Origin of the sequence: Streptomyces sp. NPDC047049 (assembly GCF_040643995.1) — a bacterium.
In the GTDB taxonomy this organism is placed as follows: domain Bacteria; phylum Actinomycetota; class Actinomycetes; order Streptomycetales; family Streptomycetaceae; genus Streptomyces; species Streptomyces mooreae.
This window is the reverse complement of the sequence record NZ_JBEYVM010000001.1, coordinates 499,245-521,600: the sequence shown is the minus strand read 5'-3', so window position 1 is coordinate 521,600 and position 22,356 is coordinate 499,245. Positions and strand designations below refer to the sequence as shown.

General features: G+C 71.0%; 19 protein-coding genes and 1 tRNA gene. 11 read left to right on the top strand and 9 right to left on the bottom strand.

Annotation, left to right across the window (positions count from 1 at the left end):
- Positions 1-13 precede the first annotated feature (13 nt).
- The 6 genes from ABZ851_RS02440 to asnB form a co-directional block, all read right to left on the bottom strand.
- Positions 14-1,129 carry a hypothetical protein gene (locus tag ABZ851_RS02440; RefSeq protein ID WP_336047513.1) on the bottom strand — a complete coding sequence of 372 codons (1,116 nt, stop codon included), beginning with the start codon at positions 1,127-1,129 and terminating at the stop codon, positions 14-16.
- A gap of 18 nt (positions 1,130-1,147) precedes the next feature.
- Positions 1,148-2,185 (bottom strand): diiron oxygenase, encoded by a 1,038-nt coding sequence (locus ABZ851_RS02435; protein WP_361120953.1) that lies wholly within the window; start codon positions 2,183-2,185, stop codon positions 1,148-1,150.
- A 121-nt stretch (positions 2,186-2,306) separates the two neighbouring features.
- Positions 2,307-2,597 (bottom strand): PqqD family protein, encoded by a 291-nt coding sequence (locus ABZ851_RS02430; protein ID WP_361120950.1) that lies wholly within the window; start codon positions 2,595-2,597, stop codon positions 2,307-2,309.
- Positions 2,597-3,379, bottom strand: coding sequence for a nucleotidyltransferase domain-containing protein (locus tag ABZ851_RS02425; protein ID WP_361120947.1), 783 nt, complete (start codon positions 3,377-3,379; stop codon positions 2,597-2,599). The genes ABZ851_RS02430 and ABZ851_RS02425 overlap by 1 nt, the downstream gene beginning before the upstream one ends.
- A complete protein-coding gene (locus ABZ851_RS02420; protein WP_361120943.1) occupies positions 3,376-4,173 on the bottom strand; it encodes a CPBP family glutamic-type intramembrane protease in 798 nt (265 codons plus the stop codon). The genes ABZ851_RS02425 and ABZ851_RS02420 overlap by 4 nt, the downstream gene beginning before the upstream one ends.
- Entirely contained in the window at positions 4,170-6,368 is a 2,199-nt protein-coding gene (gene asnB, locus ABZ851_RS02415) for an asparagine synthase (glutamine-hydrolyzing) (protein WP_361120940.1), read from the bottom strand. Before asnB ends, ABZ851_RS02420 begins: the two co-directional genes overlap by 4 nt.
- Before the next feature lie 805 nt (positions 6,369-7,173).
- Between asnB and ABZ851_RS02410 the strand changes: the two genes are divergently transcribed.
- From ABZ851_RS02410 to ABZ851_RS02375, 8 genes are all read left to right on the top strand, one after another.
- On the top strand, positions 7,174-7,884 hold the full coding sequence (locus ABZ851_RS02410; RefSeq protein ID WP_361120937.1) for an HAD family phosphatase: 711 nt from the start codon (positions 7,174-7,176) through the stop codon (positions 7,882-7,884).
- Positions 7,885-8,055: 171 nt separating this feature from the next.
- Positions 8,056-8,748 carry a 2OG-Fe dioxygenase family protein gene (locus ABZ851_RS02405; protein ID WP_361120934.1) on the top strand — a complete coding sequence of 231 codons (693 nt, stop codon included), beginning with the start codon at positions 8,056-8,058 and terminating at the stop codon, positions 8,746-8,748.
- A 53-nt stretch (positions 8,749-8,801) separates the two neighbouring features.
- Positions 8,802-9,872, top strand: a complete 1,071-nt coding sequence (locus ABZ851_RS02400; protein ID WP_361120931.1) for an iron-containing redox enzyme family protein — start codon at positions 8,802-8,804, stop codon at positions 9,870-9,872.
- A gap of 10 nt (positions 9,873-9,882) precedes the next feature.
- On the top strand, positions 9,883-10,836 hold the full coding sequence (gene dapF / locus ABZ851_RS02395; RefSeq protein WP_361120928.1) for a diaminopimelate epimerase: 954 nt from the start codon (positions 9,883-9,885) through the stop codon (positions 10,834-10,836).
- Positions 10,833-11,942: a pyridoxal phosphate-dependent aminotransferase gene (locus ABZ851_RS02390; RefSeq protein ID WP_361120925.1), complete on the top strand. Its 1,110-nt coding sequence runs from the start codon at positions 10,833-10,835 to the stop codon at positions 11,940-11,942. Before dapF ends, ABZ851_RS02390 begins: the two co-directional genes overlap by 4 nt.
- On the top strand, positions 11,939-12,700 hold the full coding sequence (locus tag ABZ851_RS02385; RefSeq protein WP_361120922.1) for a PIG-L deacetylase family protein: 762 nt from the start codon (positions 11,939-11,941) through the stop codon (positions 12,698-12,700). Before ABZ851_RS02390 ends, ABZ851_RS02385 begins: the two co-directional genes overlap by 4 nt.
- 41 nt (positions 12,701-12,741) lie before the next feature.
- Positions 12,742-14,049, top strand: a complete 1,308-nt coding sequence (locus tag ABZ851_RS02380; RefSeq protein WP_361120919.1) for an ATP-grasp domain-containing protein — start codon at positions 12,742-12,744, stop codon at positions 14,047-14,049.
- Positions 14,046-15,575 (top strand): MFS transporter, encoded by a 1,530-nt coding sequence (locus ABZ851_RS02375; protein ID WP_361120916.1) that lies wholly within the window; start codon positions 14,046-14,048, stop codon positions 15,573-15,575. The genes ABZ851_RS02380 and ABZ851_RS02375 overlap by 4 nt, the downstream gene beginning before the upstream one ends.
- 8 nt (positions 15,576-15,583) lie before the next feature.
- Here the strand turns inward: ABZ851_RS02375 and ABZ851_RS02370 are convergent, their stop codons facing one another.
- Positions 15,584-17,725: an N-6 DNA methylase gene (locus ABZ851_RS02370; protein WP_361120913.1), complete on the bottom strand. Its 2,142-nt coding sequence runs from the start codon at positions 17,723-17,725 to the stop codon at positions 15,584-15,586.
- Positions 17,726-17,855: 130 nt separating this feature from the next.
- Complete coding sequence (locus ABZ851_RS02365) at positions 17,856-18,515, bottom strand: hypothetical protein (RefSeq protein WP_361120910.1); 660 nt, start codon at positions 18,513-18,515, stop codon at positions 17,856-17,858.
- A 639-nt stretch (positions 18,516-19,154) separates the two neighbouring features.
- On the opposite strand from ABZ851_RS02365, the gene ABZ851_RS02360 reads away from it, so the two are divergent.
- Positions 19,155-19,727 (top strand): Uma2 family endonuclease, encoded by a 573-nt coding sequence (locus ABZ851_RS02360; protein WP_361120907.1) that lies wholly within the window; start codon positions 19,155-19,157, stop codon positions 19,725-19,727.
- A 287-nt stretch (positions 19,728-20,014) separates the two neighbouring features.
- On the opposite strand, the gene ABZ851_RS02355 is transcribed toward ABZ851_RS02360, so the two are convergent.
- Positions 20,015-20,087: transfer RNA gene (locus tag ABZ851_RS02355), tRNA-Ala, on the bottom strand.
- A gap of 127 nt (positions 20,088-20,214) precedes the next feature.
- Here ABZ851_RS02355 and ABZ851_RS02350 point away from each other — a divergent pair.
- Positions 20,215-20,763 (top strand): DNA-binding protein, encoded by a 549-nt coding sequence (locus ABZ851_RS02350; RefSeq protein ID WP_086718572.1) that lies wholly within the window; start codon positions 20,215-20,217, stop codon positions 20,761-20,763.
- A gap of 48 nt (positions 20,764-20,811) precedes the next feature.
- Positions 20,812-22,314, top strand: coding sequence for a protein kinase (locus tag ABZ851_RS02345; RefSeq protein ID WP_361120904.1), 1,503 nt, complete (start codon positions 20,812-20,814; stop codon positions 22,312-22,314).
- The last annotated feature ends 42 nt before the right edge of the window (positions 22,315-22,356 follow it).

Here is a 22,356-nt window from a genome sequence, read left to right as displayed (position 1 = left end):
CCTGGCAGGGCGCTCACTGCTGCGCGGACAGGGCCGCGGGCCGCAGCCCCGGCCCCTCCGCCTGGGTTCCGAAGGCGCGGTGCGCCGTACCGCCGACCAGCTGCCACAGCGGATCGGCGGTCACTCCCTGCCCCTGGGCGTTGCGGGTCTGCCGGGCCAGGGGCTGCGAGCCGGCCGCGACGATGCCGCCGTCCTGGTACCAGAGCCCGTTGTCGTCGGTCTGGTGCAGGGCCTGCCCGCCGATCCGCGCGGAGTCGCAGCGGTCGGTCATCAGCATGGTGTTGGCGTGGCCCATCAGCTCGGCGGCACGGGCGGCGATGGCCAGGTCGACGTGCTCGCCGTCGAAGTTGATGCAGGCCGCGATCCGTCCGGCGGCCGCCTCGTTCATGATCGCGGCGGGCACCGGGCCGGCGATCTGGTCCATGTCGGCCAGCGTCCAGTTCGGCAGGTCGTACGCGGCCAGGGTGCTCTCCCGCCTGGCCCGCGCGGCCGAGGTGCGGAAGGCGTGCTTGATGTTCAACGGCATGTCGTTGAACAGGTGGTCGGTGATCACCCGGGCACCGCTGCCCGTCCACTCGCTCTGCCAGGCGAGGTCGACGATGTCCCGGACGAGCTCGGCGCCGGCGGCGGGGTCGTGCCGGGTGAAGTGCCCCAGCGCGGGCCGCACCCCGTGGGCCAGCAGCTGCGGGACGATCCAGTCGAGCCGCGGGTGCCGGTCGTCGAGGTTGTCGTACAGGCCCGAGGCGGTGGTGAACGCGTCGGGCGACATCACGGTGTAGACCAGCCCGAGGTCGCCGAGCCTGGCCAGGCGCTCCCACTCGTGGCGGGTGGGGGCCCAGACGGTCGCCTCGGGGGTGCCGCCGTGGCTGGCGAGCAGCGGCCCCTCCAGCGCGATGCCGGGGATGTGCGGCAGCTTGCCGTTGCGGCGCAGGTCGGCGTACCGCTGCATGAACCACTCGAATTTCTCGAGTGCGGACCGGTGGAGATAGAGCGTGGGGATGCACACCACGCCTTCCTCAGCCGATCTGCGGTCGAGCAGTTCGAGATCCAACTGGGAGAACTCCGAGAAGTCCACCTCGCCGAAACCGTGGCAGTGCACCTCGACCGGGAGGGCTGGCGTCTCATTCATGGGCTGTGCATCTCTCTTTCATTTCCTGATCCCGTGGACGTGCAGTTCCTCGCGCGCTCGCGCGTCGTCGAATGCGCCGAGGGACTCGAAGTAGCGCACGGTCTGCCGGGACATGGCGGCAAGGTGCTGGCTGAGGATCTCCGGCGTGTAGGTCTCCGCCACGACGCGGTGCGCGTCGTCCTCGCCCAGCCCGTAGCGGATCAGTTCCTCCCGGATCGCGGGCAGGTCCGGGTGGAGGAACGTCGTGATGAGCCGGGGCACCAGCCGTGCCGCGGCACGCCGCTCCGCCGGCGAGAGCTGGCCCCACATTTGCCGCAGGAACATGGCGAAGTACGCGTGGTGGCGCCCCTCGTCACCGGCGTGGTCGCGTACGGTCCCGGAGACCGCGGCCACCACCTCGGAGGTGTCGGGGATCTCGGCCAGGCTCGCGGAGATCAGGGTCTCCGACACCACCACGAAAAGGATCTCGGCCAGCGCGCCGTCCGCGGGCGGGAGTTCGTCGAGGAGCCGGTGGAGCCGGTCCAGGAAGAACGGCTGCCGCGGCAGCCGCGGCGCGATCCGGGTCCGCTGCTCCACCTGTCGCGCCAGGTCGATGGAGAACAGCGTGTGGTACGCCTCGTCGCAGTAGATCTTGTACGCGTCGAACCGCATCTCGTCCGGGAGTTCCACGCCGACGGTGCCCTGCGCGATGGACAGCACCGTCCGGTTGACCACCAGGGACTCCAGCCGTGCCGTGAAGTCCAGGTAGCGGTAGAGGTGTTGGACCAGTAATTCCTCGTGGACCGCCGCGGGCAGCTCCTTCACCAGCGGGTGCTGGGTGACGGGGACGAGATCCGGCGGGAAGTAGTGGCGGCCGGACTCGTCCTCGCCGAGGGTCCGGCGCGGTGACTGCCGCACGGCGGCGCGCTCGTGCCAGTTGCGGAACGGGCTGCGGTAGTCACCGGGAGCGGAGGCCGGCTCGGGGGCGTCGGCGGCGGCCACCCGGTGCAGCAGCAGCTGCTTGGGGCACTGGGTCAGCGCCGCACAGCCCACGAACATGCCCGCGGTTCCACACATAGGAGATCTCCCTTCGCCACTACGGTCCGGACCTACGCACACCCGGCACGGCACCGGGCCCGCCGCTGCGCCACGGGCAGCGGACGGTGGCCCGGGGCCGGGCCCGCCGGACCGAGGACGGTCACGGCGCGGTCGCTTCCACCACGCCGCTGCCGGCGAGGTCGGCGAGCAGTTCGCCGATGTCCTCGGCGGCCACCTGCACGGAGACGTCGTACTCGGCGGCCAGCTGCTCGGCGATGCCCTGGACGGTGGTCGAGCCGTCGACCCGCTTGAACACGAACGTCCCGATCTCGTCGAGCTCGACGGCATGCGGGCCGTTGGCGACGATGAGCTTGCCGCGGAACTTGCGCATCCGGGCGGACATGCTGCGCCGCGGCACCGCTTCGGGACCGAAGGGATGAGGTGCTGCCATCAGATCTCGACCTCCAGGGACAGGTCCTTGCAGAACTCGACGGTCCGGCGCACCCAGTCCTCGGGGCGCTGCGGATCGAAGTCGGCCATGGTCTCCAGGGCCCAGTACCGCTCGAAGGGCAAGGCGTCGAGACGGGCGTCCTGCACCCGGCGGGCGCGCCACTTGGGCGTGTGGGTGCCGTAGACGCCATGGCTGTCCAGGAGGGCGTCGGTGGCCTGCTGGAAGGCGACCTTGGCGGCCAGCACGGCGCTGTGGGTGTCCCCGGTCTCCAGCATGCCCAGCGCCTGCTCGACCTTGCCGTCCGCCTCGGACAGCGAGCGGGTCGAAACGAAGGCCCGGTAGGCGGAGTCGTGCAGCTGCTCCGCGCGCCGCTTGAGCCAGTCCGCGCCGGTCAGTGCCACGCCGCCGGACAGGCGCTCCAGGAACAGCTCCTCGTTCGAGGTGAGGATGCGCAGCGAGGATTCATCGGAGTCGAAGGCGTCCCAGGTGACCTTCTCCAGCATCTGGCCGACCTGGGCGTCGGTCCAGTACGTGACCTCGTACCGCCGGCCGCCGTCGGTGAAGTCCACCGAGGTGACGGTGTCCGGGGTGAGCGGCACCGCCACCGTCCGGGCGCCGGGCATCCGGCAGGGGGCGTCGGTGAGGACGTAGAGGTCGAAGTCGCTCGCGGCGTGTGCCCAGCCCCGGGTGACCGAGCCGACCACCACGACGGCGACCGGGTCGTCGGGGGCCAGGCCCTTGCGCCTCAGTGCGTCCAGGCACCCGTCCAAGTCCGGTTTCACGACCAGCTCCTGTCCTCGTTCTCGCGCTGTAGTTCGATGACGATCTGGGGGATGTTGTTGACGAGGTGAGCGAGCAGGGCCGGATAGACCGACTGCGAGGCCAGGGTCAGGGCGAGCAGCGCCACGGCCCCGGCGATCTCCACCGCCGTGGAGCGGACCGTGCCGCGCCGGTTGGCGCCCGGCTGGATGTGGTGCTGCGCCACGAAGGCCGTCGCCGCCAGCAGGCCCAGCAGCGCCGGGTCCGCCACCATCAAGACGGGGGCGCGGAACAGGATCTCCTCCCCGACGGCGCCCACCGCGCCCGCGAAGGCGCGGGCGCTGCCGTGGGAGCGCGGGGTGGGCCCCAGCACGAAGGCGAGCTCGCCGGTGAACAGCCCGGCCGGGCGCAGACCGCTCAGCACGACCAGCCCGGCGCCGACGGCGAGCGCCACGGCGAACCACCACCACTCGGCGGACCGGGTGAGCCACTGGGGCGCCGTGCACGCGGTGAGCACCAGCGCGCCCAGCGGAGCCACCAGACCGGCCAGCGTCTCCGCCCAGATGCTCGCGCCGCTGCGCCCGCCCCGCGGCACCCGCCACGGCAGGCCCATCAGCACGGCTTCGGCCACCAGCAGGACGGCCACCACCCGCAGGGGGGCCGAGCCCACGGTCCACAGCCCAACGGCAAAGGCCGCCACCGTGGCGGCGGCCATCAGTTGCCGGGGCTCGGGCCGCCAGCCGACCGGTGCGAAGGTGGCGGCGGACCGGCGTTGCCGGCTCTCGTCGTGCACCGCCCGGCCGGCAGCCGTGGTCATGGCGCCGCCTCCGCGGCCACCACGATCCCCAGGTCGATGGCGTCGGCGAGCTCTTCGTGCACGGTCTCCAGGCTGTGTCCGAGCCCGTCCAGGACCTCGCCGATCGTGCGCTCGCCGTCCAGCGCCCGCAGCACGGCGGGCCACTCGGGCAGCTCGTCCTCGTCGAGGACGTACTCGATCTCGCCGTCGATGGTCAGGTACCACACCGACGGCTCGGCCGGGTCCTTGAGCAGCAGCAAGTTGTCCGCGACCGCCGCACGGGTCCGCGGGTCGACGGGGGGCCGCCGGACGACCTCCGCCTCGATCTTCTCCGCGTCGGTGTCCCAGTCGTTCACCGGGACCGACTGCGGCACGGGCGCCTTGGCGACCTGGACGTGCGGGGCGGGCAGCGAGGCCGCCATCTGCTCCAGAAGGCCGAGGTTGACCGCCGAGAGCAGGAACTCCACGTGTCCGGAGGAGGGGTTGGCCCGCAGCTGCCGCAGCGTGGCCCGCAGGTTGTCCGCGTCCAGGAACTCCCGGGCGCCGGGTCCGCTCAGCGCCTCCTCCAGCAGCCGGCCGCCGTCCTGGGCGAGCATGGCGCCGAAGGCGCGGTAGGTGTGCCGGACGCCTTCCCCGTAGAAGAAGGGGCCCTTGGGGCGGTGCACCAGCTCGTCGGGCAGGTGGCCGACCAGGGACCGCCGCAGAATCTGCTTGTCCCAGATCAGGCTGGGGCGCAGCGCCCCGGGGACCGCGGCCACCAGCTCGATGAGGCGGTGGTCCAGGAACGGCACCCGGGCCTCGATGCCGTTGCCGGCCGCCGACCGGTCCTCGTGCCAGCAGTTGTACTGCTGCACATCGCGGTACTTCCAGCGGAACAGCGCCTCGTACGGCTCGTGGGCCGGGCGCCCGGCGGCTTCGCGCAGCACCGAGGACTTGACCAGCGGCAGGCCGGGGACGTCCCACCAGGCACCCAGTTCGGGGCTGCGGTACTGGTCCCGGCGGACCGCCATACGGTCCAGGTTGTCCAGGAAATCGGGCCATTCACCGCCGCCCGCGATGCCCTTGGAGTAACCGCCGTTGAATTCATCGGCCCCGCCGCCCAGAAGCATGGCTTTGATATGCGGCGTCCGGTCGCGGACGTAGCGATACATCTCGTGCTTGTAGAACGCCTCGGGACCGGCCAGCGGCGTCTGCATCAGCCACAGGAACCGCTTCCACTCCTCCACACCGGGGACGGAATCGGTGCGGAAAAGGATCTGATGATTCGTCAGCCCGAGGATTCCGGCCGTACGGTGCCCCCACTCGGAGTCGCCATTGGCGAGGGTGGAGCCGTTCAGCGCGGTGAAGGTCTGGGGCTTGCCGGAGGCCAGTGCGGCCACCGCGGCGGAGTCGATACCGCCGCTGAGGAAAAGGCCGATCTCGACGTCCGCCATCTCGCAGTCGGCCACCGCGGAGGACAGCAGCTCGCCGTAGCGGCGCACCAGCTCTTCCTCGGACGCGCCGTCGGCGGGGTCGAACTCGGGGAACGACCAGTAGCGGTGGGTCGAGCGCTCGCCGGAGCGCAGGTCGAAGGAGACCACACAGCCGGCCGGGGCGAGCTCGACGCCCTTGAACCACGAGTGGGCCGGGCTCTCGTCGAAAGCCGGGGCACGCGTCATGGCCTGGTCGCGCAGCGCGCGCTCCCAGTCCAGCTCACGGGGGCAGTCGGGGTCCTCGAAGAGCGCCTTGACCTCCGAGCCGAAGACGACCCGCTCGGCGTTCTGGTGGTAGAAGACCGGCTTGATGCCGAAGCGGTCACGGGCCAGCAGCAGCCGGCCTCGCGTGCGGTCGTAGAGCGCGAGGGAGAACATCCCGCGCACCTCGTCCAGGAAGCGCAGCCCGTCGCGGCGGTAGAGGTGGAGCAGCACCTCGCAGTCCGAGCGGGTCCGCAGCCGCGTGCCGCTCGGGAGCGTGGCGGCCAGCTCCTCGTGGTTGTAGATCTCGCCATTGGCGATCAGGACCAGGTCGTCGTCCTCGGTCCGCAGCGGCTGGTCACCGCCGGCCACATCCACCAGCGACAACCGTACGAAGCCGAATCCGAGCGGGCCCGAACGGTAGTAGGCCTCACCGTCGGGTCCCCGGTGGGCTATGGCCTGAACCATTCGCTGGAGCTGGGAGTCCGCGGCGCCGGTCAGCGCTCTTCCGTCCACGCGAGCGATTCCGCTCAGACCACACATCGTTACCTCGCTCGATTCATGTGCTGATTCCTCCGCCACAAGGCGGAAACGCCGCGCGAAGCGGCGCAACTCCCACGGAAGTGAAGGAGAAGGACGGTCGTCACCGGGGAAGGGGCCGCACCTCAAGGCACAACCTTGAGGTGCGGCGCCTTTGCGGTTCAGACCGCCGTGGTTCAGACCACGGAGCCCAGAACGGTGCCCTGGTTGACCTTCTTGGCCTCCGGCTTGGTGTACTTACGCATGGTGATTCACCCCCCTACTGGATCTTGCGGATATCCCCCCGGGATCCAGTGATCCCGAATTGCCCTTGCGGACCAACGCGGTGCCCGAAAGCACCACGCCTTTTGCCCTTACGGACTCAAGTCCCCCCGGACAACATCAGTTTTGAAAACCGGCTGGATTCCCGACTTCCGGCGTTTGCCTAATCAGAACAGCGGATCTTGCTGAGATATGTCAATCGCCAGGGATTGTGACGCACGCCACACAGCATTTCTTTCCCAAAACCGGATACTCTGGCTTGAGTTAGCGACATCAACTGCCCGGAGTTCATTGCGGCTTCATGCCCGCAGACAGGGCGGTGAGTGTCCCCAACGGCCGCGCGCACGGCCTCCGTTCGCGCGTCCCGATGCCGGGGACCGCTGCACGGGGGGATCCACTGGGAGGCCGTGATTCCGCTTTTCCATGGGAATCACTGATTCCACTTTCCCCATGCTGCGAGTGGTGGCTTGATTTCGGCCATCACCGGCTGTCCCATGCTCGAAAACTGGTATAGCGCCACCCCAGGCCGGCACCACATGGAGGAATTTTGGCCAGCACCCAGGCTCGTTCGGCCGTTTTTCCGCTGCCCACCGATCTCGAAGCCATCGTATTCGACTGCGACGGCCTTCTTTTGGACACCGAAACCTGCTGGTCGCGGGCGGAAAGCGCGCTCTTTCGCGCGCACGGGCGCGAATTCGGCCTGGCCGAAAAGCAGCTTGTCATCGGCAAGACGGTGGAGGGCGTCGGCGAGGTGATGGCCGATTACTTCGGGCGTCCCGGCGAAGGTGCGCTGCTCTCCGCCGAGCTGCTGGAGGGCGTGCGCCGGGAGCTGGCCGACGGAGTGGCCGCGCTGCCCGGAGCCGCTGACCTGGTCCGGGCCTGTGCCGAACGGCTGCCCGTCGCCGTCGCGAGCAACAGCCCCCGGTCGCTGCTGGACACCGCGCTGGGGAGCTCCGGCCTGGCCGATCTGCTGCCACTGTCGTTCGCGGCCGACGAGGTGGCGGCTCCCAAACCCGCGCCCGACCTGTACCTCACCGCCTGCCGGGCGCTCGGCGCCGACCCCGGCTCCTGCGTCGCCTTCGAGGACTCCAACACGGGCATCCGCGCGGCCCGCGCCGCGGGGCTCCACCTGGTCACCGTGCCCTCGCTGGCCGGCCAGGAGCTGGACCACGACTGGCTGCTGGGCTCCCTGGCCGACCCCGAACTCCAGGCGTGGTCCCGTGCCCTGCGGCCGGCGCGCGCCCACGCCGCCGACTGACCGCCCCCGGGCCGTCCTGACCACCCGTCACCAACCGTCCGCCCCCGCAGAGAAGCGCTGTCCGGACGCATCCAGCCGGGCAGTGCTCGTCCACCCACACCGAGCACAGCCCACGCACACCGAGTACGGACCACCCACAAGGACTCCCTCCTCCTCACAAAGGAGCACTCCATGCCGATCGGCACCCAGGGATTCACCGTCTTCGATCTGCCCGCCGTCCCCACGGAACTCCTGGACAGCTACGACGACCTTCCGGTCGACGACTACATGGGCAACGGCACGCGCTTCAAACGCTTCTCGCAGTACCGGCTGTCCCCCGGCGAGGGCGACGCCTGGAACTTCGCGCTGCTGCCGCACCGGGACTACACGGCGTACAAGAAGTTCAACAAGGCCGCCGGCGGCATTCGCCGGACCTACGAACCCATCGAGGCCGACTTCACCGGACTGATCTCCCGGGGAATCGACGGCATCGGCCTCGACCGCGGCGAGGACTGGCAGATCAATGTGCACCAGAACCGCACCCGGGCCGAGGCCGGGCGCCCCGGGCCGCTGACGCCCGAGGGCGTGCACCACGACGGCCACGAATTCGTGATGATCGCCGTACTGCGCCGGAAGAACGTGGGCGGTGGCGAGACCCGGCTGTGGAAGCCCGGCGCCGACGAGCCCTTCTGGACCGGGACGCTCCAGGCGGGCCAGGCCGTACTCCTCGACGACAAGGCCATCGCCCACGACGTGACCGACGTCGTGGCGGACGGCGACGGGCCCGGACACCGGGACATCGTGATCGTCGCCTTCTCGCGCTGGCAGCACAAGTGGTACGGCGACGAGCACGACTCCTCCGCCCTGTCCGAGGACGCCGGCTGAGCCCGGCCGCCACTTCCCCACCGCCCACACCGAGAAGATTGTGCTGATTCCGCATGTCTGAAGACTGGAAAACCCGGCTCGCCGAGGGTCCGCTCTCCGCGGTGCGCGCCCTGGAGTCCTGTACCGCCGGCGAACTGACCCTGCTGACCGAGAACTACGCCTTCCGCGGCGCACTGGCCGCCGCCTGCAAGGAGCTCACCGAGCGCGCCTACGCCGGCAAGGACCGCACCGCGCTCGCCGAAATGCACGAACTGCTCGCCCTCATCTACGACCGGGACTTCTCCGGCGTGGTCATCGGCGAGGTCGACCACGAACGCGCGCCCCTGCTGCGCGATGTGGCCGCGATCCTGGAAGCGGCCATGCTGGGCGAGGAAACCGCCCGTATCGACGAGGAGACCGTCACCGGCTACCCCCGGTCCGGCACGGAGTACGTCCGCTGGCTGAAGAACCTCGTCAACGACCACCCGGCCGGCCGGCACCCGCTCTACCACGAGCACATCGAGCAGCGGGGCACCCGGGAGGACCTGCGGCTGCTGCTCGCCCAGGAGACCAGCCTCGACCCGCGCTTCGACGACATCCTCGCCTCGATGCAGATGGGCCGCACCGGTGGCGAGAAGATGGAGATAGCCGCCAACTACTGGGACGAGATGGGCAACGGCGACGCCGAGCTGGTCCACACCAGCCTCTTCTCCCAGGCCCTGGAGTCCATCGGCGCCGACCCGGCCTTCATCCGGGACAGCTTCATGCTGGAGGCCGGAATCTGCGGAAACCTCTCCGCCTGCCTCGGTCTCGCCCGCCGGCACTACTACAAGGCCGTGGGCTACTTCGGCGTGACGGAGTACCTGGCGCCCCGCCGCTTCCGCTGCGTGGTCGACACCTGGCGCAGACTCGGCCTGCACGAAGTCGGCATCACCTACCACGACCTGCACATCGGCATCGACGCCGGCCACGCCTCCGGCTGGTTCAAGAACGTCGTGGCACCGCTGGTGGACGGCGACCCCCTGATCGGCCGGGACATCGCCCTCGGCGCCATGATCAGGCTCAACACCTCACAGGACTACCTCGACGAACTGCTGCGGCGCATGCGGGGCCGGTCCCCCGTCGCCGTCGGCGCGCAGGCCTGAGGGGGAGGACGTGCCGCACCCCTTGCCGCCCCCTCGCCACGGCATGGCCGACGGCCATGACTTCGTGAAGTACGAGGCCCTGGGCAACGACTACCTGGTGATCCCTCCGGCCGCCGGCCAGGTGGCGCCGACACCGGAGAACATCCGGCTGATCTGCGACCGCCACTACGGTCCCGGCGCCGACGGAGTGCTCTACGGCCCGCTCCCCGAAGAACACGGATTCGGGCTGCGCACCTTCAACTCCGACGGCACCGAGTGCGAGAAGAGCGGCAACGGGCTGCGCATCTTCGGCCGTTACCTCCGCGACCACGGCTGGACCGGGGAGCCGGAGTTCACCGTCCGCACCCTGGCCGGACCGGTCACCGTGCAGCTGGTGGACCCGGCCCCCGGCCCGGACGCACCGAACGCCGCCTCCCCGGTCGGCGGCCACCCCGGGGACGGGGCACCCGTCCGCGTCTCCATGGGGCAGGCGTCCCTGGACAGCGAGCTGATCGGTGCCACCGGTCCGCGCCGGGAGATGCTGCGCGAAACCCTGCCCGCGGCGGCGCGCGAATGGACGGCCACCTGTGTCTTCCTGGGCAACCCGCACTGCGTCCTCCCGCTGGACGGCACCGAGGTCACCGAGGAGCTGGCCCGGCGCCTGGGCCCCGAGCTCGCCGGCCACGCACGCTTCCCCGGACGCATCAACGTCCAGCTCATGGAGGTGCGCGCCGCCGACCGCATCCGCATCGAGGCCTATGAACGGGGCGCCGGCTACACGCTCGCCTCGGGCAGCAGCGCCTGTGCGGCGGCCGTCGCCGCCCACGCCCTCGGGCTGACCGGCCCCGAGGTCACCGTCGAAATGCCCGGCGGGCACCTCGCCGTCGGCATCTCCGAGGCCGGCGAGGTCACCCTGACCGGCCCGGTCCGGCCCGTCGTGGCCGGCCGGTGGGCCCCGGCATTCCGCGGGCGGCTGGCCTCATGACCGAGATCACCATGCGCCAGTGGTACTTCGACGAGGCCCACGGCCACTACGACATCGACCTCGGCGACAGCTATGTGGGCGGCAGCCGCCTGTCCGACCACCCCCTGCCCGCCGACTGCCTCCTGGACTACGGCAACAACCGGGGCACCGCCCCGCTGCGCCACCTCGTGGCCGGCCTCTACGGCCGCGATCCGTCCCACATAGGCATCACCCACGGCGGGCAGGAAGCCCTCTACCTCCTCTACCGCACCCTGCTGTCCGCGGGCGACCACGCCGTGATCTTCACCCCCGGCTGGCAGCAGGCGGAGCCGGTGCTGTCCCGGGCCGGGTGCCGGGTGGACGCCGTCGGCACCACCGCCGACGGCCGCCCGGACATCGCCGCGGCGCTGCGCAGGATCGGCCCCCGCACGAGGGCCGTGGTGCTCAACTCGCCGTGCAATCCGACCGGCCGGAAGGTCACCGCCGACGGCATCAAGGAACTGGCCGAGGCGCTGCGCGGGCACGGCGGTCATCTGATCCTCGACGAGGAGTACGTCGCCGACCTCGGCACCGACTCCTGGGTCGGGGCGTACGAGAACGCCGTCTCCGTCTCCAGCGTCTCCAAGGTCTACGGGGTCCCGGGCCTGCGCGTCGGCTGGATGTGCGGCCCGCCCGAGGTCGTGGACGCGGCCATGCAGTACAAGCACTTCACCACCGTCACCAACTCGGTGGTCCTGGAAGAGCTGGCCACCGGGATCCTGGAACGCCGCGAGGAGCACGTGCGGCGCTACCGGCAGCTGATCACCGACGGCCTGCGGACGCTGGAGCGCTGGGCCGCCCGGCACCGCGGCACGCTGCGGATGTGGCAGCCGGAGGGCACCCCGTACGCCTGGCTGCACACCCCTGGTCTGCCGTCCTCGCTGGAGTTCTGCCGCGAGGTCCTGCGCCGGGAGCGGGTGCTGCTGATGCCGGCCGAGGTGTTCGGCACCGAGCACGGCCTCCGCCTCACCTTCGCCCGGGAGCCGGACGTCCTGGCCGAGGGCCTGCGGCGGATCGACGCCGTACTGGCCGGCCACCCCACCGCCGCCGGGAGCGGCACCCACGCCGAGAGCAGGGAGCAACGATGACGGCACGGCTCAAGGAGATGCCCACCGACTGGTCGCGCGGACTGGCGCTGGTGGCACACCCCGACGACATCGAGTACGCCATGGGACCGGCGGTGATCACCTGGACCGACAGCGGCAAGGAGATCGCCTACGTCCTGGCCAGCCGCGGCGAGGCGGGCATCGACGGCTGCGACCCGGAGACGGCCAGGCCGCTGCGGGAACGGGAACAGCGCGCGAGCTCGGCGGTCGCCGGGGTGACCTCGGTGGACTTCCTGGACCACCCGGACGGGCTGATCACCGACTCCCTGGCGCTGCGCCGGGAGTTCGCCACCGCCATCCGCCGCCACCGGCCGGACATGGTGCTCACGGTCAACCACCACGAGCACTGGCGCGGCGTCTCCTGGAACACCTCGGACCACCGGGTCGTCGGCCGGGCCGCACTGGACGCCGTCGTCGACGCCGGCAACCGCTATGTCTTCACCGAGGACGGCCTCGACCCCTGGGAAGGCGTGCGGTGGATGGGCGTCGCCGGCTCCCCGTACCCCACGCACGCCGTGGACGTCGCGGGCGCCGAGGACCGTGCCGTCGAGGCGGTGCTCCAGCACCGGGCCTACCTGGAAGCGCTCACCGACGAGGACCCGGAGAGCTACGCCCGGGGATTCCTGCGGCTCAACATGTCCCGGGCCGGCGCCCTCTTCGGCGACCGCGACGCGGTCGCGTTCCAGCTCTTCGAGCGCGACGCCTACCGCGTCAAGGACGGCGTCACCCACTACCGCTGACCGCCCGCGCCCTCCGCCCCCTCAGCCCCACCGGGAATGGCATGCACCTGGCCTTCGTCGACTCCAACCCCCCTGCCCTGCAGGCCATCAGGCTGGCCAAGAACGCGGGACACCGGGTCACCTATCTGCAGTCCGCACACACCCAGTACCCGCTCACCGACGCCAACCTGGCCCTGGTCTCGTCGGTGGACCACTTGGTCGACGGGCTGGTCACCACCGACCACGACGTGGTGACCGCGGCGCTGGCCGAGTGCCACGCCGCACACCCCATCGACTTCGTCACCACGCAGCACGAGATGTCCGCCGAGGCGGTGGCGGCGGCCTGCCGCGCCCTGGGGCTGCGGGGCACCGCACCGGAGGCGGTGCTCACCGCCCGGCGCAAGGACCGCACCCGGGCGGCGCTGCGGGCCGCGGGCCTGGCCTCGGCCCACTTCGCGACCGCCACCGACGAGGAGGCGGCCCTGGCGGCGGCGGAGCGGATCGGCTACCCCGTGGTGTTCAAGCCACCGTCCGGGGCGGCCGGGCTGCTCGCCTGTGTCGTCCATGACGTGGCCCAGGCGAAGTCGGCCTGGCAGCGGCTGCAGCGCGGCCTCGACGCGGTTCCCGAGGACTGGCGCGGCCAGTTCCGGCGCGGCGTCCTCATCGAGGAGTTCCTGGTGGGGGAGCTGGTGTCGGTGGAGATCGGCGCCCGCGACGGCCGGTTCTTCCCGCTGTGCATCAGCGGCCGCTACCGCTGGGCGGGCGACGGGGTCACCGCCCTGGGGTCCTTCATCCCGGCCGGCCTGGAGGCGCAGCAGGCCACCGCGTGCTGGGAGTACGCCCGCCGGGTCTGCCGGGCGATCGGTGCCGACATCGGCGTCTTCCACCTGGAGATCATGGTCACCCCACGGGGGCCCGTCCTGGTCGAGTTCAACCCCCGGGTCATGGGCGGCGGCCTGCCCGCCGCCTACCGCCACGCCACCGGGCAGGAGGTCTACGCCGCGCTGCTGGACATCCTCGCCGGGGCCGACGACGTCGCCGCGCCACCCTTCAGGGCCGGCTGCACCGCGGTCCGCGTCGTCCTCCCCCGCGAGGCCGGCCGGCTCGGCCCCGACGCGACCCTGGCGCTCCTGGACGGGCACCCCCGCGTCAAGGAGGTGATCGGCTTCGGCGAGTACCGCACCGGCCCCGGCAGCGACGTGGCCCGGGGCCAGGCGCTGGCCCGGTTCATCGTCCAGGACACCGACCCGACGGCCGTCGAGCGGACCTCCGAGGACCTGCTGAGCCGGCTGGAGCCCCTGCTCGGCGTCCCCCTGATGACCGGCAGCTACCACCCCGGCGGCCCGGAGCACCCGGGGAGCGCGGCGTGAGCCGCCCCGGAGGGCCCGGCACCGCCGACCCGCAGCGGACGGCACAGCGCCCGGCCGCGCCGCCCGGCCGCCGTGCCCTCGTCCTCGCCCTGATGATGGCGATGGCGCTGGCGGCGCTGGACAGCGCGGTGGTGGCCACGGCCGTTCCGCGGATCGTCGCCGACCTCGGCGGGTTCTCGTACTTCTCCTGGCTCTTCTCCGGCTATCTGCTCGCCGGCACGGTGTCCCTGCCGGTTTACGGCAAGCTCAGCGACACCCTGGGGCGCAAGCCGGTCCTGCTGTTCGGCATCACCCTTTTCCTGGCGGGCTCCGCGCTGTGCGCGGCCTCCTGGAACATGGCCGCGCTGATCGTCTTCCGCATCGTCCAGGGTTTCGGCGGAGGCGCGATCCAGAGCACCGTCCAGACCCTCGCCGCCGACCTGTACCCCCTGGAGAAACGCCCGCGCATCCAGGCCGCCATCTCCTCGGTGTGGGCCGGCTCCGCCGTTCTCGGCCCCGCCGTCGGCGGCCTGATCACAGCCTGGTCCGACTGGCGCCTCATCTTCCTGCTCAACGTCCCGGTCGGTCTGGTCTCGCTCGTCCTGCTGGCCCGCCGCCTGAGCGAGCCGCCCCGCAAGCGCGCCGCCGGGCGCCTGCGTGCCGACTGGGCCGGCGCACTGGCCCTCTTCCTCACCGGCTGCGCCCTGCTGACCGCCATCGTCCAGGGCGGACACGCCTGGCCCTGGCTCTCCGCGCCGTCCCTCGCCCTCTTCGGCACCGGCGCCGCCCTGCTGGCCGTGACGGTCGTGGTGGAGCGGCGCGCGGCCGACCCGGTCCTCCCGGGCTGGGTGTGGCGCCGCCGCACCATCGCCGCCGCCAATCTGGCCATGGGGGCGCTCGGCGTGATGACCATCGCCCCGACCGTCTTCCTCCCCACGTACGCCCAGTCCGTGCTCGGGCTCGATCCCCTGCGGGCGGGCTTCGTGCTGGCCGTCATGTCGGTGGCCTGGCCGGTCTCGGCGGCCTTCAGCCAGCACGTCTACCGGCGCATCGGGTTCCGCCAGTCGGCGATGACCGGCATGGCGGTCGCCTGCCCCGTCCTGCTGGCCTTCCCGGTCCTCTCCGGCACCCACAGCCGCTGGTACCCCGCCCTCATCTCGCTGGCCCTCGGTGCCTGCCTCGGCATCACCCAGCTGCCCCTGCTCGTCGGGGTCCAGTCGACGGTGCCCGTCTCCGAACGCGGCACGGCGACGGCCTCGCTCCTCTTCTGCCGCCAGCTCGGCTCCAGCATCGGCGCCGCCGTCTTCGGCGCCCTGGCCAACGCGATCCTCAACTCCCGTCTGCAGCAGACCCCTTCCGCCCTCCCGTCCACCGGGGGCAGCCCCCTCGATGCGGTCTCCTCCGCCACCTCCGGCGCCGCCACGGGACCCCTGCGCGACGCCCTCGCCACCGCGGTCGACTGGGTCTACGTCGGCGCCGCGGCGGCCGCGGCCCTCGCCGTCCTCGCACTCCTCCTGGCCCCGCGCCGCTTCCCGGTGCTCGACTGAGGGCGGGGTTACGGATCCACGTCCGAAGTGGACACCTCTTGCCGAGCCGCAGGAAGCGCAACCCGGCCGCACATGAGCAGATCCGCCAGTTCCGCACGGTAGACGTCGAGCGCCGCGATGAGTTCGGTGTGTGTGTGACGCTGCTCGTCCAGGGTGTTCAGCAGCCGTCCGATCTCCCGCTGCTCGGCCGGCGAGGGCAGCAGGACGGGCAGGTCGTACAGATCCTTCGAGGAGACCGACACCACAGCGGTGCCCCTGGCCCGCCGAATGATCCAGTTCTGTGCCTCGGGGCGTTCCAGGAAGCCGAGGAGGTAGTCGGCGTACGAGGGGTCACAGGGGCGGATCCGTACGAGGTGGGTGCCGAAGAGCCAGCCTTCCTCAGCTTCCGTCACCAGAGCACAGCGCCCCAGAGTGCCGGTTCGTGTCATCACCAGGTCTCCGGCCCGGAGTCGATAACGCGTCAGCGTTTCCGCCTCGTCCTGCGGAACCCACGTGACGCCGTCGTGCACGATCCGGTGCCCGCGCACGGCCGCAGGACGAACCATGGGAACTCCACGCACGGTGTCGTCCGCTCTGTCCCGCCGTGATCCACCCGGGCCGACCGTGATGTCCGCCAGCTCGCCGAGACGCATCTGATGCCGGGCGGGCGGGAGGTTCTCCCCTGGCTCGGTCCGGGACCATGCTTCCCGCCATGGGGCCCGGAACCGTTCCAGTTCGTCGCTCAGCCCCTGCAGCCGCGCTGCCGCGGACTCCAGCCGCTCCATGCGCAGAGCAAGGACGCGCTCGGGGACGTGTGGGTCCGCAAGCGTGTGTTCCGGAACCGTCAGGGAGCGGGGGGTGAGGGCGTAGTCCCGGTCCCGAAGCTCATCGAGCCCGAGGGCACGGCTGGGGACCGCAACGGCACCGGGCGGAACCGGTTCGGTTCGCTCCGCTCCGCGATGCCATGCGGCGTACACGTCGGCGATCGCGGCTGTGTCACTTTCTGACAGAGCACGCAAGGCCTGCCCGGCCATACTGCCCAGCGCCGAGCCGTCGATGAAGAAGACTTCCCCGCGCCGGAGCTCCGGCCGTGTCAAGATCCAGATGTTGACGGGGATCCCCGTGGTGGAGAACAACTGAGCGGGCAGCGCCACTACGCATTCCACGGCTCCGTCCTCAATCATCGCCTCACGGATCCGCCGTTCCTGGCCGCCTCGGAACCCGGCACCCTCCGGCATCACCACCGCGGCCCGCCCGCCCGGAGCCAGCCGGTCCACCACATGCTGCAGCCAGGCGAAGTCACCGCGCGAGCCCGGGGAGCCATAACGCCAGGTCCGCTGTCCCTCAGGGGTGGACAGTCGCTGTGCGAAGGGCGGGTTGGTCACGATCCAATCGACGCCACTCGGCCCCGGGGATTCCCCGCCCGGCCCCTCAATCTCCATCCCCAGCCGAAAGACTGCGTCTTCCGCGCCATGGAGGGCGAGATTCATCGAGGCGAGATGCAGAGCGTCGCTGCTGGGCGTCGTACCCGTTACTCGGGGCCGGGCCTCGGATGCGGACAGCTCGGCCAGAACCGCCGTCAGCGCTTCCCCGGCACGGCAGAAAGGATCGTGCAGACGGCGTGGCCGGGGAGCGGCGACAGCCAGCATGCGTGCCATGGTGCGCGCCACGGACTTCGGCGTGAAGAACTCTCCCCCTGCGCGCCGCCCGAACTCGCTCCGGTAGCGGTCCACCAGCAAGTCGAATACGGCCGCGCACTCGGCCCGTGTCCCCGGCCCCTGTCGTCCGAAGACCTCGGCCAGGGCCGCCACCTGCTCGTGGCCTGCGAGGTCGCGGTCGAGCACGGCACGCACAGCGGTCCGCAGAGATGTTGCCGAAGCACGGTCCGCAGGGCTGGTTCCCCATACACGGACCAGTGCCAGCAGCAACAGCATGAGCTCGGCCGGTGCCAACTGCCCACGGAATCTGTCCGCTTCCGCCAGCAATCTGTGAACGAACTCCTGTGCGCTGAACTCGCCACCGTCCAGCCCCGCCCGGAACCGGTCGCCGAAGGTCGTGCCCGCCAGCTCTCCGTCCCGCCGTACATTCGCGGGTACGGTCCGCCGGTCGAGCCAGACAGCGACGTCATCCGCCCGGAAGACGTCGGTGCCCGAGTCCCCGGACGCCGGCACCGGTTCAGGAAAATCAGGGTGCCGCCGTTCCCAGTTGGTCACAGCGGGACGTTTGACACCCGCGAGGCGCGCGATGTCGGCACGGGTCACCATCAGTCGCCCGAGGTCCGTCACAAGATCATCCTCCAGATCAGAAGCGCGCCGGCCGGGTGCCGTCGAGCGTGGCGCGGCGGCCGGCAAGGACCTCGGGGAAGCGGTCCATCGTCTTGGCCTCGATCGCCAGCTCCGGGCTGATGTAGCCGATCATGCGGTAGATCTTGGCGTGGTCCGCAGCAAGATCGCGATGATGTACGGGTTCGTGGTGCATGATCCGGTTTCGCAGGAGAACCAGCGAGGACAAACCGTCGTAGAGCCCCTTTCGCGGCTGGTCCAGGCAGGGGAACGCCTGGTGCAGGAGGGGCACCCACAGGCCTCGGTCGTAGCCACGGCTCAGCAGGGAGACCCAGAAGCCGAACGACAGCTCCGCCACGATGCTGTCGGGCGTGGGGGCCGCCTTTCTGCGCTTGCACTTCCGTCCGGCTTCCGTGACGAGGCGCTTGGCCTGCGAGTCCAGGGGAGCCGCTGCCCACCAATCCGGTCGGGCGTACTTCCGCATCAGCTGATCGTGAAGAGCGTTGCGCAGGGCCAGCTCCAGACAGTGCAGCGGACCGTACAGAGCGCTGCAGACCTCAACGTTCCACCAGTACAGACGGACAGCGTTCAGCGACTTGCCCTGTGCTGCCACGACGTACCTGCTCATCCGCGGCAGGGAAAGGGTACGGACCAGCCATTCCGGCAGCCTCTCGATCATGGACTTCCCCCCTCTGAACACGGCCCTGCCTGCGCAAGCCGTTACACGAAGTGTTGGCGGTGGTACCGTGACGAGGAAAGCCCCGGGCCCGCCTCTGCTGAGCACGCCACCCGGGGCACGGCTTTCCGAACCCCTGGCAGCAGGTAACTGCCAGGGGTTTCGCCTTTCCCCCTGTTTGCGGCGTCGTGATGACCGTAGTGGAATACGCATCGAGGCAGCAAGCGCAGTGCAGTGCGCAAGTTTTTGTTAATAGCCGCGGGGCCGGACGTGAAACAGGCGGAACCCCGGGCCGACCACCGGTGATCCCTTCGGTCGGCGTACTCAACTTGGGGTGCGGGGCGCTGCGAGGCGCACGTCCCCGGCAACCAGGACGACCGACCCGGCAACTGGGCATCGACCGCGTCCACGCAGGTGAGAGGGGGTAAGCGAGAGGCGAGGAGCAGTGCTCACGCCCCTCACCGACCGACGCCGGAGCCGTCTTGACACGCTGAGCCGCCAGGGCCTCTCGCCCCTGACGATGCGCTACATGCCACTCGCCGAGGAGCGGCAGCAACTACGCTGACGCCAGGTACGTGGCCCGTGTCCGTGATCCGGGATCAAGGCCCCTGATCGCTCCCTACGCAGCGCTTGGAGGAAGCCGTGCCCGCCGAACTCCCCGACTGGATGATCCCGCCCAGGCCCAGCGGCTGGGAAGCCGACGACCTCGACCACCTCCCCCAAGCACCGCGGCACACCGAACTGATCGACGGAGCCTTGATCTTCATGATGTCGCCGCAGCGGTCCTGGCACTCCCGCCTCGTGGAGAACATGACGTTCGCTCTGCGCCAGGCTGCTCCTGCGGGGTTCGAGGTCGAGCGGGAGATGACCGTCCGTCTCGACAACAAGAGCCGTCCCGAGCCCGACATCCTGGTTACCACCGCCGCATACGATCCCGACCGCACCTGGTACGCACCCGACGACGTTGCTCTCGTCATCGAGGTCGTCTCGGAGGAATCAGCCGACCGCGACCGGTCCCTCAAGCCCTTCAAGTACGCCCAGGCCAAGATCACAAACTTCTGGCGCATCGAGGACGAGGCCGGCGCCCCCGCCGTCCACACCTACGAACTCGACATCATGACCAGCACCTATGTACCCACCGGCATCCACCGAAACCGCCTCAGGGCCTCCGCCCCGTTCCCCCTCGACATCGGCCTCACCGCCCTCGTGCCCTGACGGGAGCACCCGGCGGAGTCGAGCAACGAGGCAGGGCCGGACCAGGCGGAACAGTCATCTGAAGCAGTCCGATAGCGGTGCCGTCAGCGGGGTTGAAAGACGGTCAGCCTCCCGCGGCGCGGTCAGCGGCCGCCTCCTTCACCTTGATGCCCGGCCCCCCGAAGCCCTGTGCCCACGAGCAGCCGCAGGCGTTCGTCAGCACCGCCGCATTGACACGCCAGCACGTCAGCCGGGACAAAAACACCCCCTCCGACCGCGTTTCCGCAGGTCGGAGGGGGTGCAAAGAGTGGAGCCTAGGGGAGTCGAACCCCTGACATCTGCCATGCAAAGACAGCGCTCTACCAACTGAGCTAAGGCCCCTTCGCGCACCAGGGTACCTGGTGTCCGACCGCTTTCCCGACCGGGTATCGCCGCACACCGTCGCTCTCCGTAGGATGCTTCGCGAGATTCGCGGCAGCGAAGCGACCGGGGAGACAGGGGAGACGGTATGGACACAGCACAGCAGGAAGCCACCGCGCGGGCCCGGGAACTCCAGCGCAGTTGGTACGGGGAGCCGCTGGGAGCGCTGTTCCGTCGTCTCATCGACGATCTCGGCCTCAACCAGGCCCGGCTCGCCGCGGTGCTCGGCCTGTCGGCACCGATGCTCTCGCAGCTGATGAGCGGGCAGCGCGCGAAGATAGGCAACCCGGCCGTGGTGCAGCGGGTGCAGGCGCTGCAGGATCTGGCCGGCCAGGTCGCCGACGGCAGCGTCAGCGCCGCCGAGGCCACCGACCGCATGGAAGAAATCAAGAAGACGGCGGGGGGTTCGGTGCTCAACAACACCGCCCAGCAGACGTCGTCGACGGGGGCGACCACGGTCCGGCGCGTGGTGCGGGAGATCCAGTCCCTGCTGCGGTCGGTCTCCGACGCCGGGGACATCATCGATGCTGCGAACACCCTCGCCCCCGCTCACCCCGAACTGGCAGAGTTCCTCCGGGTCTACGGTGCCGGTCGTACCGCGGACGCGGTCGCCCACTACGAGGCGCACCAGAGCTAGGGCGCCAGCCACTGGGGACGTTGCGAGTTCAGAAGCGGACGGGGCGCGATGGGTGAGGTCTTCGCCGGTCGGTACGAGCTGATCGACCCGATCGGACGGGGTGGGGTGGGCGCGGTCTGGCGCGCCTGGGACGCCCGGCGCCGCCGCTACGTTGCCGCCAAGGTGTTGCAGCAAAGCGACGCGCACACCCTGCTGCGCTTCGTCCGCGAACAGGCCCTGCGGATCGACCATCCGCATGTGCTGGCCCCGGCGAGCTGGGCCGCGGACGACGACAAGGTGCTGTTCACCATGGACCTGGTGAACGGCGGCTCGCTGGCGCACTTGATCGGGGATTACGGCCCGCTGCCGCCGCGGTTCGTCTGCCTGCTCCTGGACCAGCTGCTGGCCGGGCTGGCCGCGGTGCACGCGGAGGGAGTGGTGCACCGTGACATCAAGCCGGCGAACGTCCTTCTGGAGGCCACCGGCACCGGCCGCCCGCATCTGCGGCTGTCGGACTTCGGCATCGCGATGCGCAAGGGTGAGCCGCGGCTGACCGAGGCCAACCTCGTGGTCGGGACGCCCGGATACTTCGCCCCGGAGCAACTGCAGGGCGCCGAACCGGACTTCCCCGCCGACCTGTTCGCGGTCGGCCTGGTCGCGCTCTATCTGATCACCGGCACCAAGCCGGACGCCGACGCCCTGGGCCGGCACTTCGGCCGGCACGGCATCCCGAACGCGCCCGAGGGGGTGCCGGAGCCGCTGTGGCAGGTGCTGGCGTCCCTGGTGCACCCCGACCCGGAATCCCGGTTCAGGACGGCCACGGGAGCGCGTAAGGCGGTCCTCTCGACGGCGGAGCTGCTGCCCGACGCGACGCTCGAGGACGAGGTCGTCGAGGTCTTCGACCACATCGGCCCGCTCCCGGCCGGCTTCGGGGCCAACGGGCCGCTGCGGACCGGGGAGGCCGACGGTCCCGCGACGGCCGGTGCCACCGCGGGCACCACGGCCGCCGCGCAGGTGTCCATGTCGGACACCGGAAGCTTCCATATCGCCCCGCCGGAGCCGAGCACCCCGCAGACTCCGGCACCGGCACCGACGCCGACTCCGCTGCCGGGCGGCCCGCCCACGGGGCACGGCGAGAGGCCCACCGGCTTCGGTGAGACGCCCATGGGGCACGGGGAGACGTCCACCGGGCACGGCATGACGTCCACCGGCCAGAGCACTGCGCCCACCGGGCACGGCGGTCCTGCCACCGGCCACGGCGCCCCGGCCGGCCAGGGCGCGCCGGCCGGCCCCGGCACGGCCTCCGGCGGGCTGCCCCTGACGCCGCCCCCGGCGCCCGCGTACCGGCCCACGGCCGCCGTCCACCACGAACACGCCGCGACCCGCCCCTATACGGCGGGACCGCACCCGGTCCCCGGCCGGCCCCCGGCCGGTACCCCCGTCGCCGGGCCGGCCACCCTGCCTCCCGTCCCGTACCGGAAACCGGGACCGCCCCCGAAGGTCGCGATCCCGGTGCTGGTCGTGGCGCTGCTGTGCATCGCGGTCGGCGTGTGGGCCCTGGTGGCCGCCTGAGGCCACGCCGCGGGCCGGCGGGCCCCGGGGCCCGCCGGCCCC

Excerpts from the sequence above, each read along its gene's own strand:
- ABZ851_RS02440 (WP_336047513.1), bottom strand. The coding sequence starts at position 1,129 with ATGAATGAGACGCCAGCCCTCCCGGTCGAGGTGCACTGCCACGGTTTC.
- ABZ851_RS02435 (WP_361120953.1), bottom strand. The coding sequence starts at position 2,185 with ATGTGTGGAACCGCGGGCATGTTCGTGGGCTGTGCGGCGCTGACCCAG.
- ABZ851_RS02430 (WP_361120950.1), bottom strand. The coding sequence starts at position 2,597 with ATGGCAGCACCTCATCCCTTCGGTCCCGAAGCGGTGCCGCGGCGCAGC.
- ABZ851_RS02420 (WP_361120943.1), bottom strand. The coding sequence starts at position 4,173 with ATGACCACGGCTGCCGGCCGGGCGGTGCACGACGAGAGCCGGCAACGC.
- asnB (WP_361120940.1), bottom strand. The coding sequence starts at position 6,368 with ATGTGTGGTCTGAGCGGAATCGCTCGCGTGGACGGAAGAGCGCTGACC.
- ABZ851_RS02405 (WP_361120934.1), top strand. The coding sequence starts at position 8,056 with ATGCCGATCGGCACCCAGGGATTCACCGTCTTCGATCTGCCCGCCGTC.
- ABZ851_RS02400 (WP_361120931.1), top strand. The coding sequence starts at position 8,802 with ATGTCTGAAGACTGGAAAACCCGGCTCGCCGAGGGTCCGCTCTCCGCG.
- ABZ851_RS02390 (WP_361120925.1), top strand. The coding sequence starts at position 10,833 with ATGACCGAGATCACCATGCGCCAGTGGTACTTCGACGAGGCCCACGGC.
- ABZ851_RS02385 (WP_361120922.1), top strand. The coding sequence starts at position 11,939 with ATGACGGCACGGCTCAAGGAGATGCCCACCGACTGGTCGCGCGGACTG.
- ABZ851_RS02380 (WP_361120919.1), top strand. The coding sequence starts at position 12,742 with ATGCACCTGGCCTTCGTCGACTCCAACCCCCCTGCCCTGCAGGCCATC.
- ABZ851_RS02365 (WP_361120910.1), bottom strand. The coding sequence starts at position 18,515 with ATGATCGAGAGGCTGCCGGAATGGCTGGTCCGTACCCTTTCCCTGCCG.
- ABZ851_RS02350 (WP_086718572.1), top strand. The coding sequence starts at position 20,215 with ATGGACACAGCACAGCAGGAAGCCACCGCGCGGGCCCGGGAACTCCAG.
- ABZ851_RS02345 (WP_361120904.1), top strand. The coding sequence starts at position 20,812 with ATGGGTGAGGTCTTCGCCGGTCGGTACGAGCTGATCGACCCGATCGGA.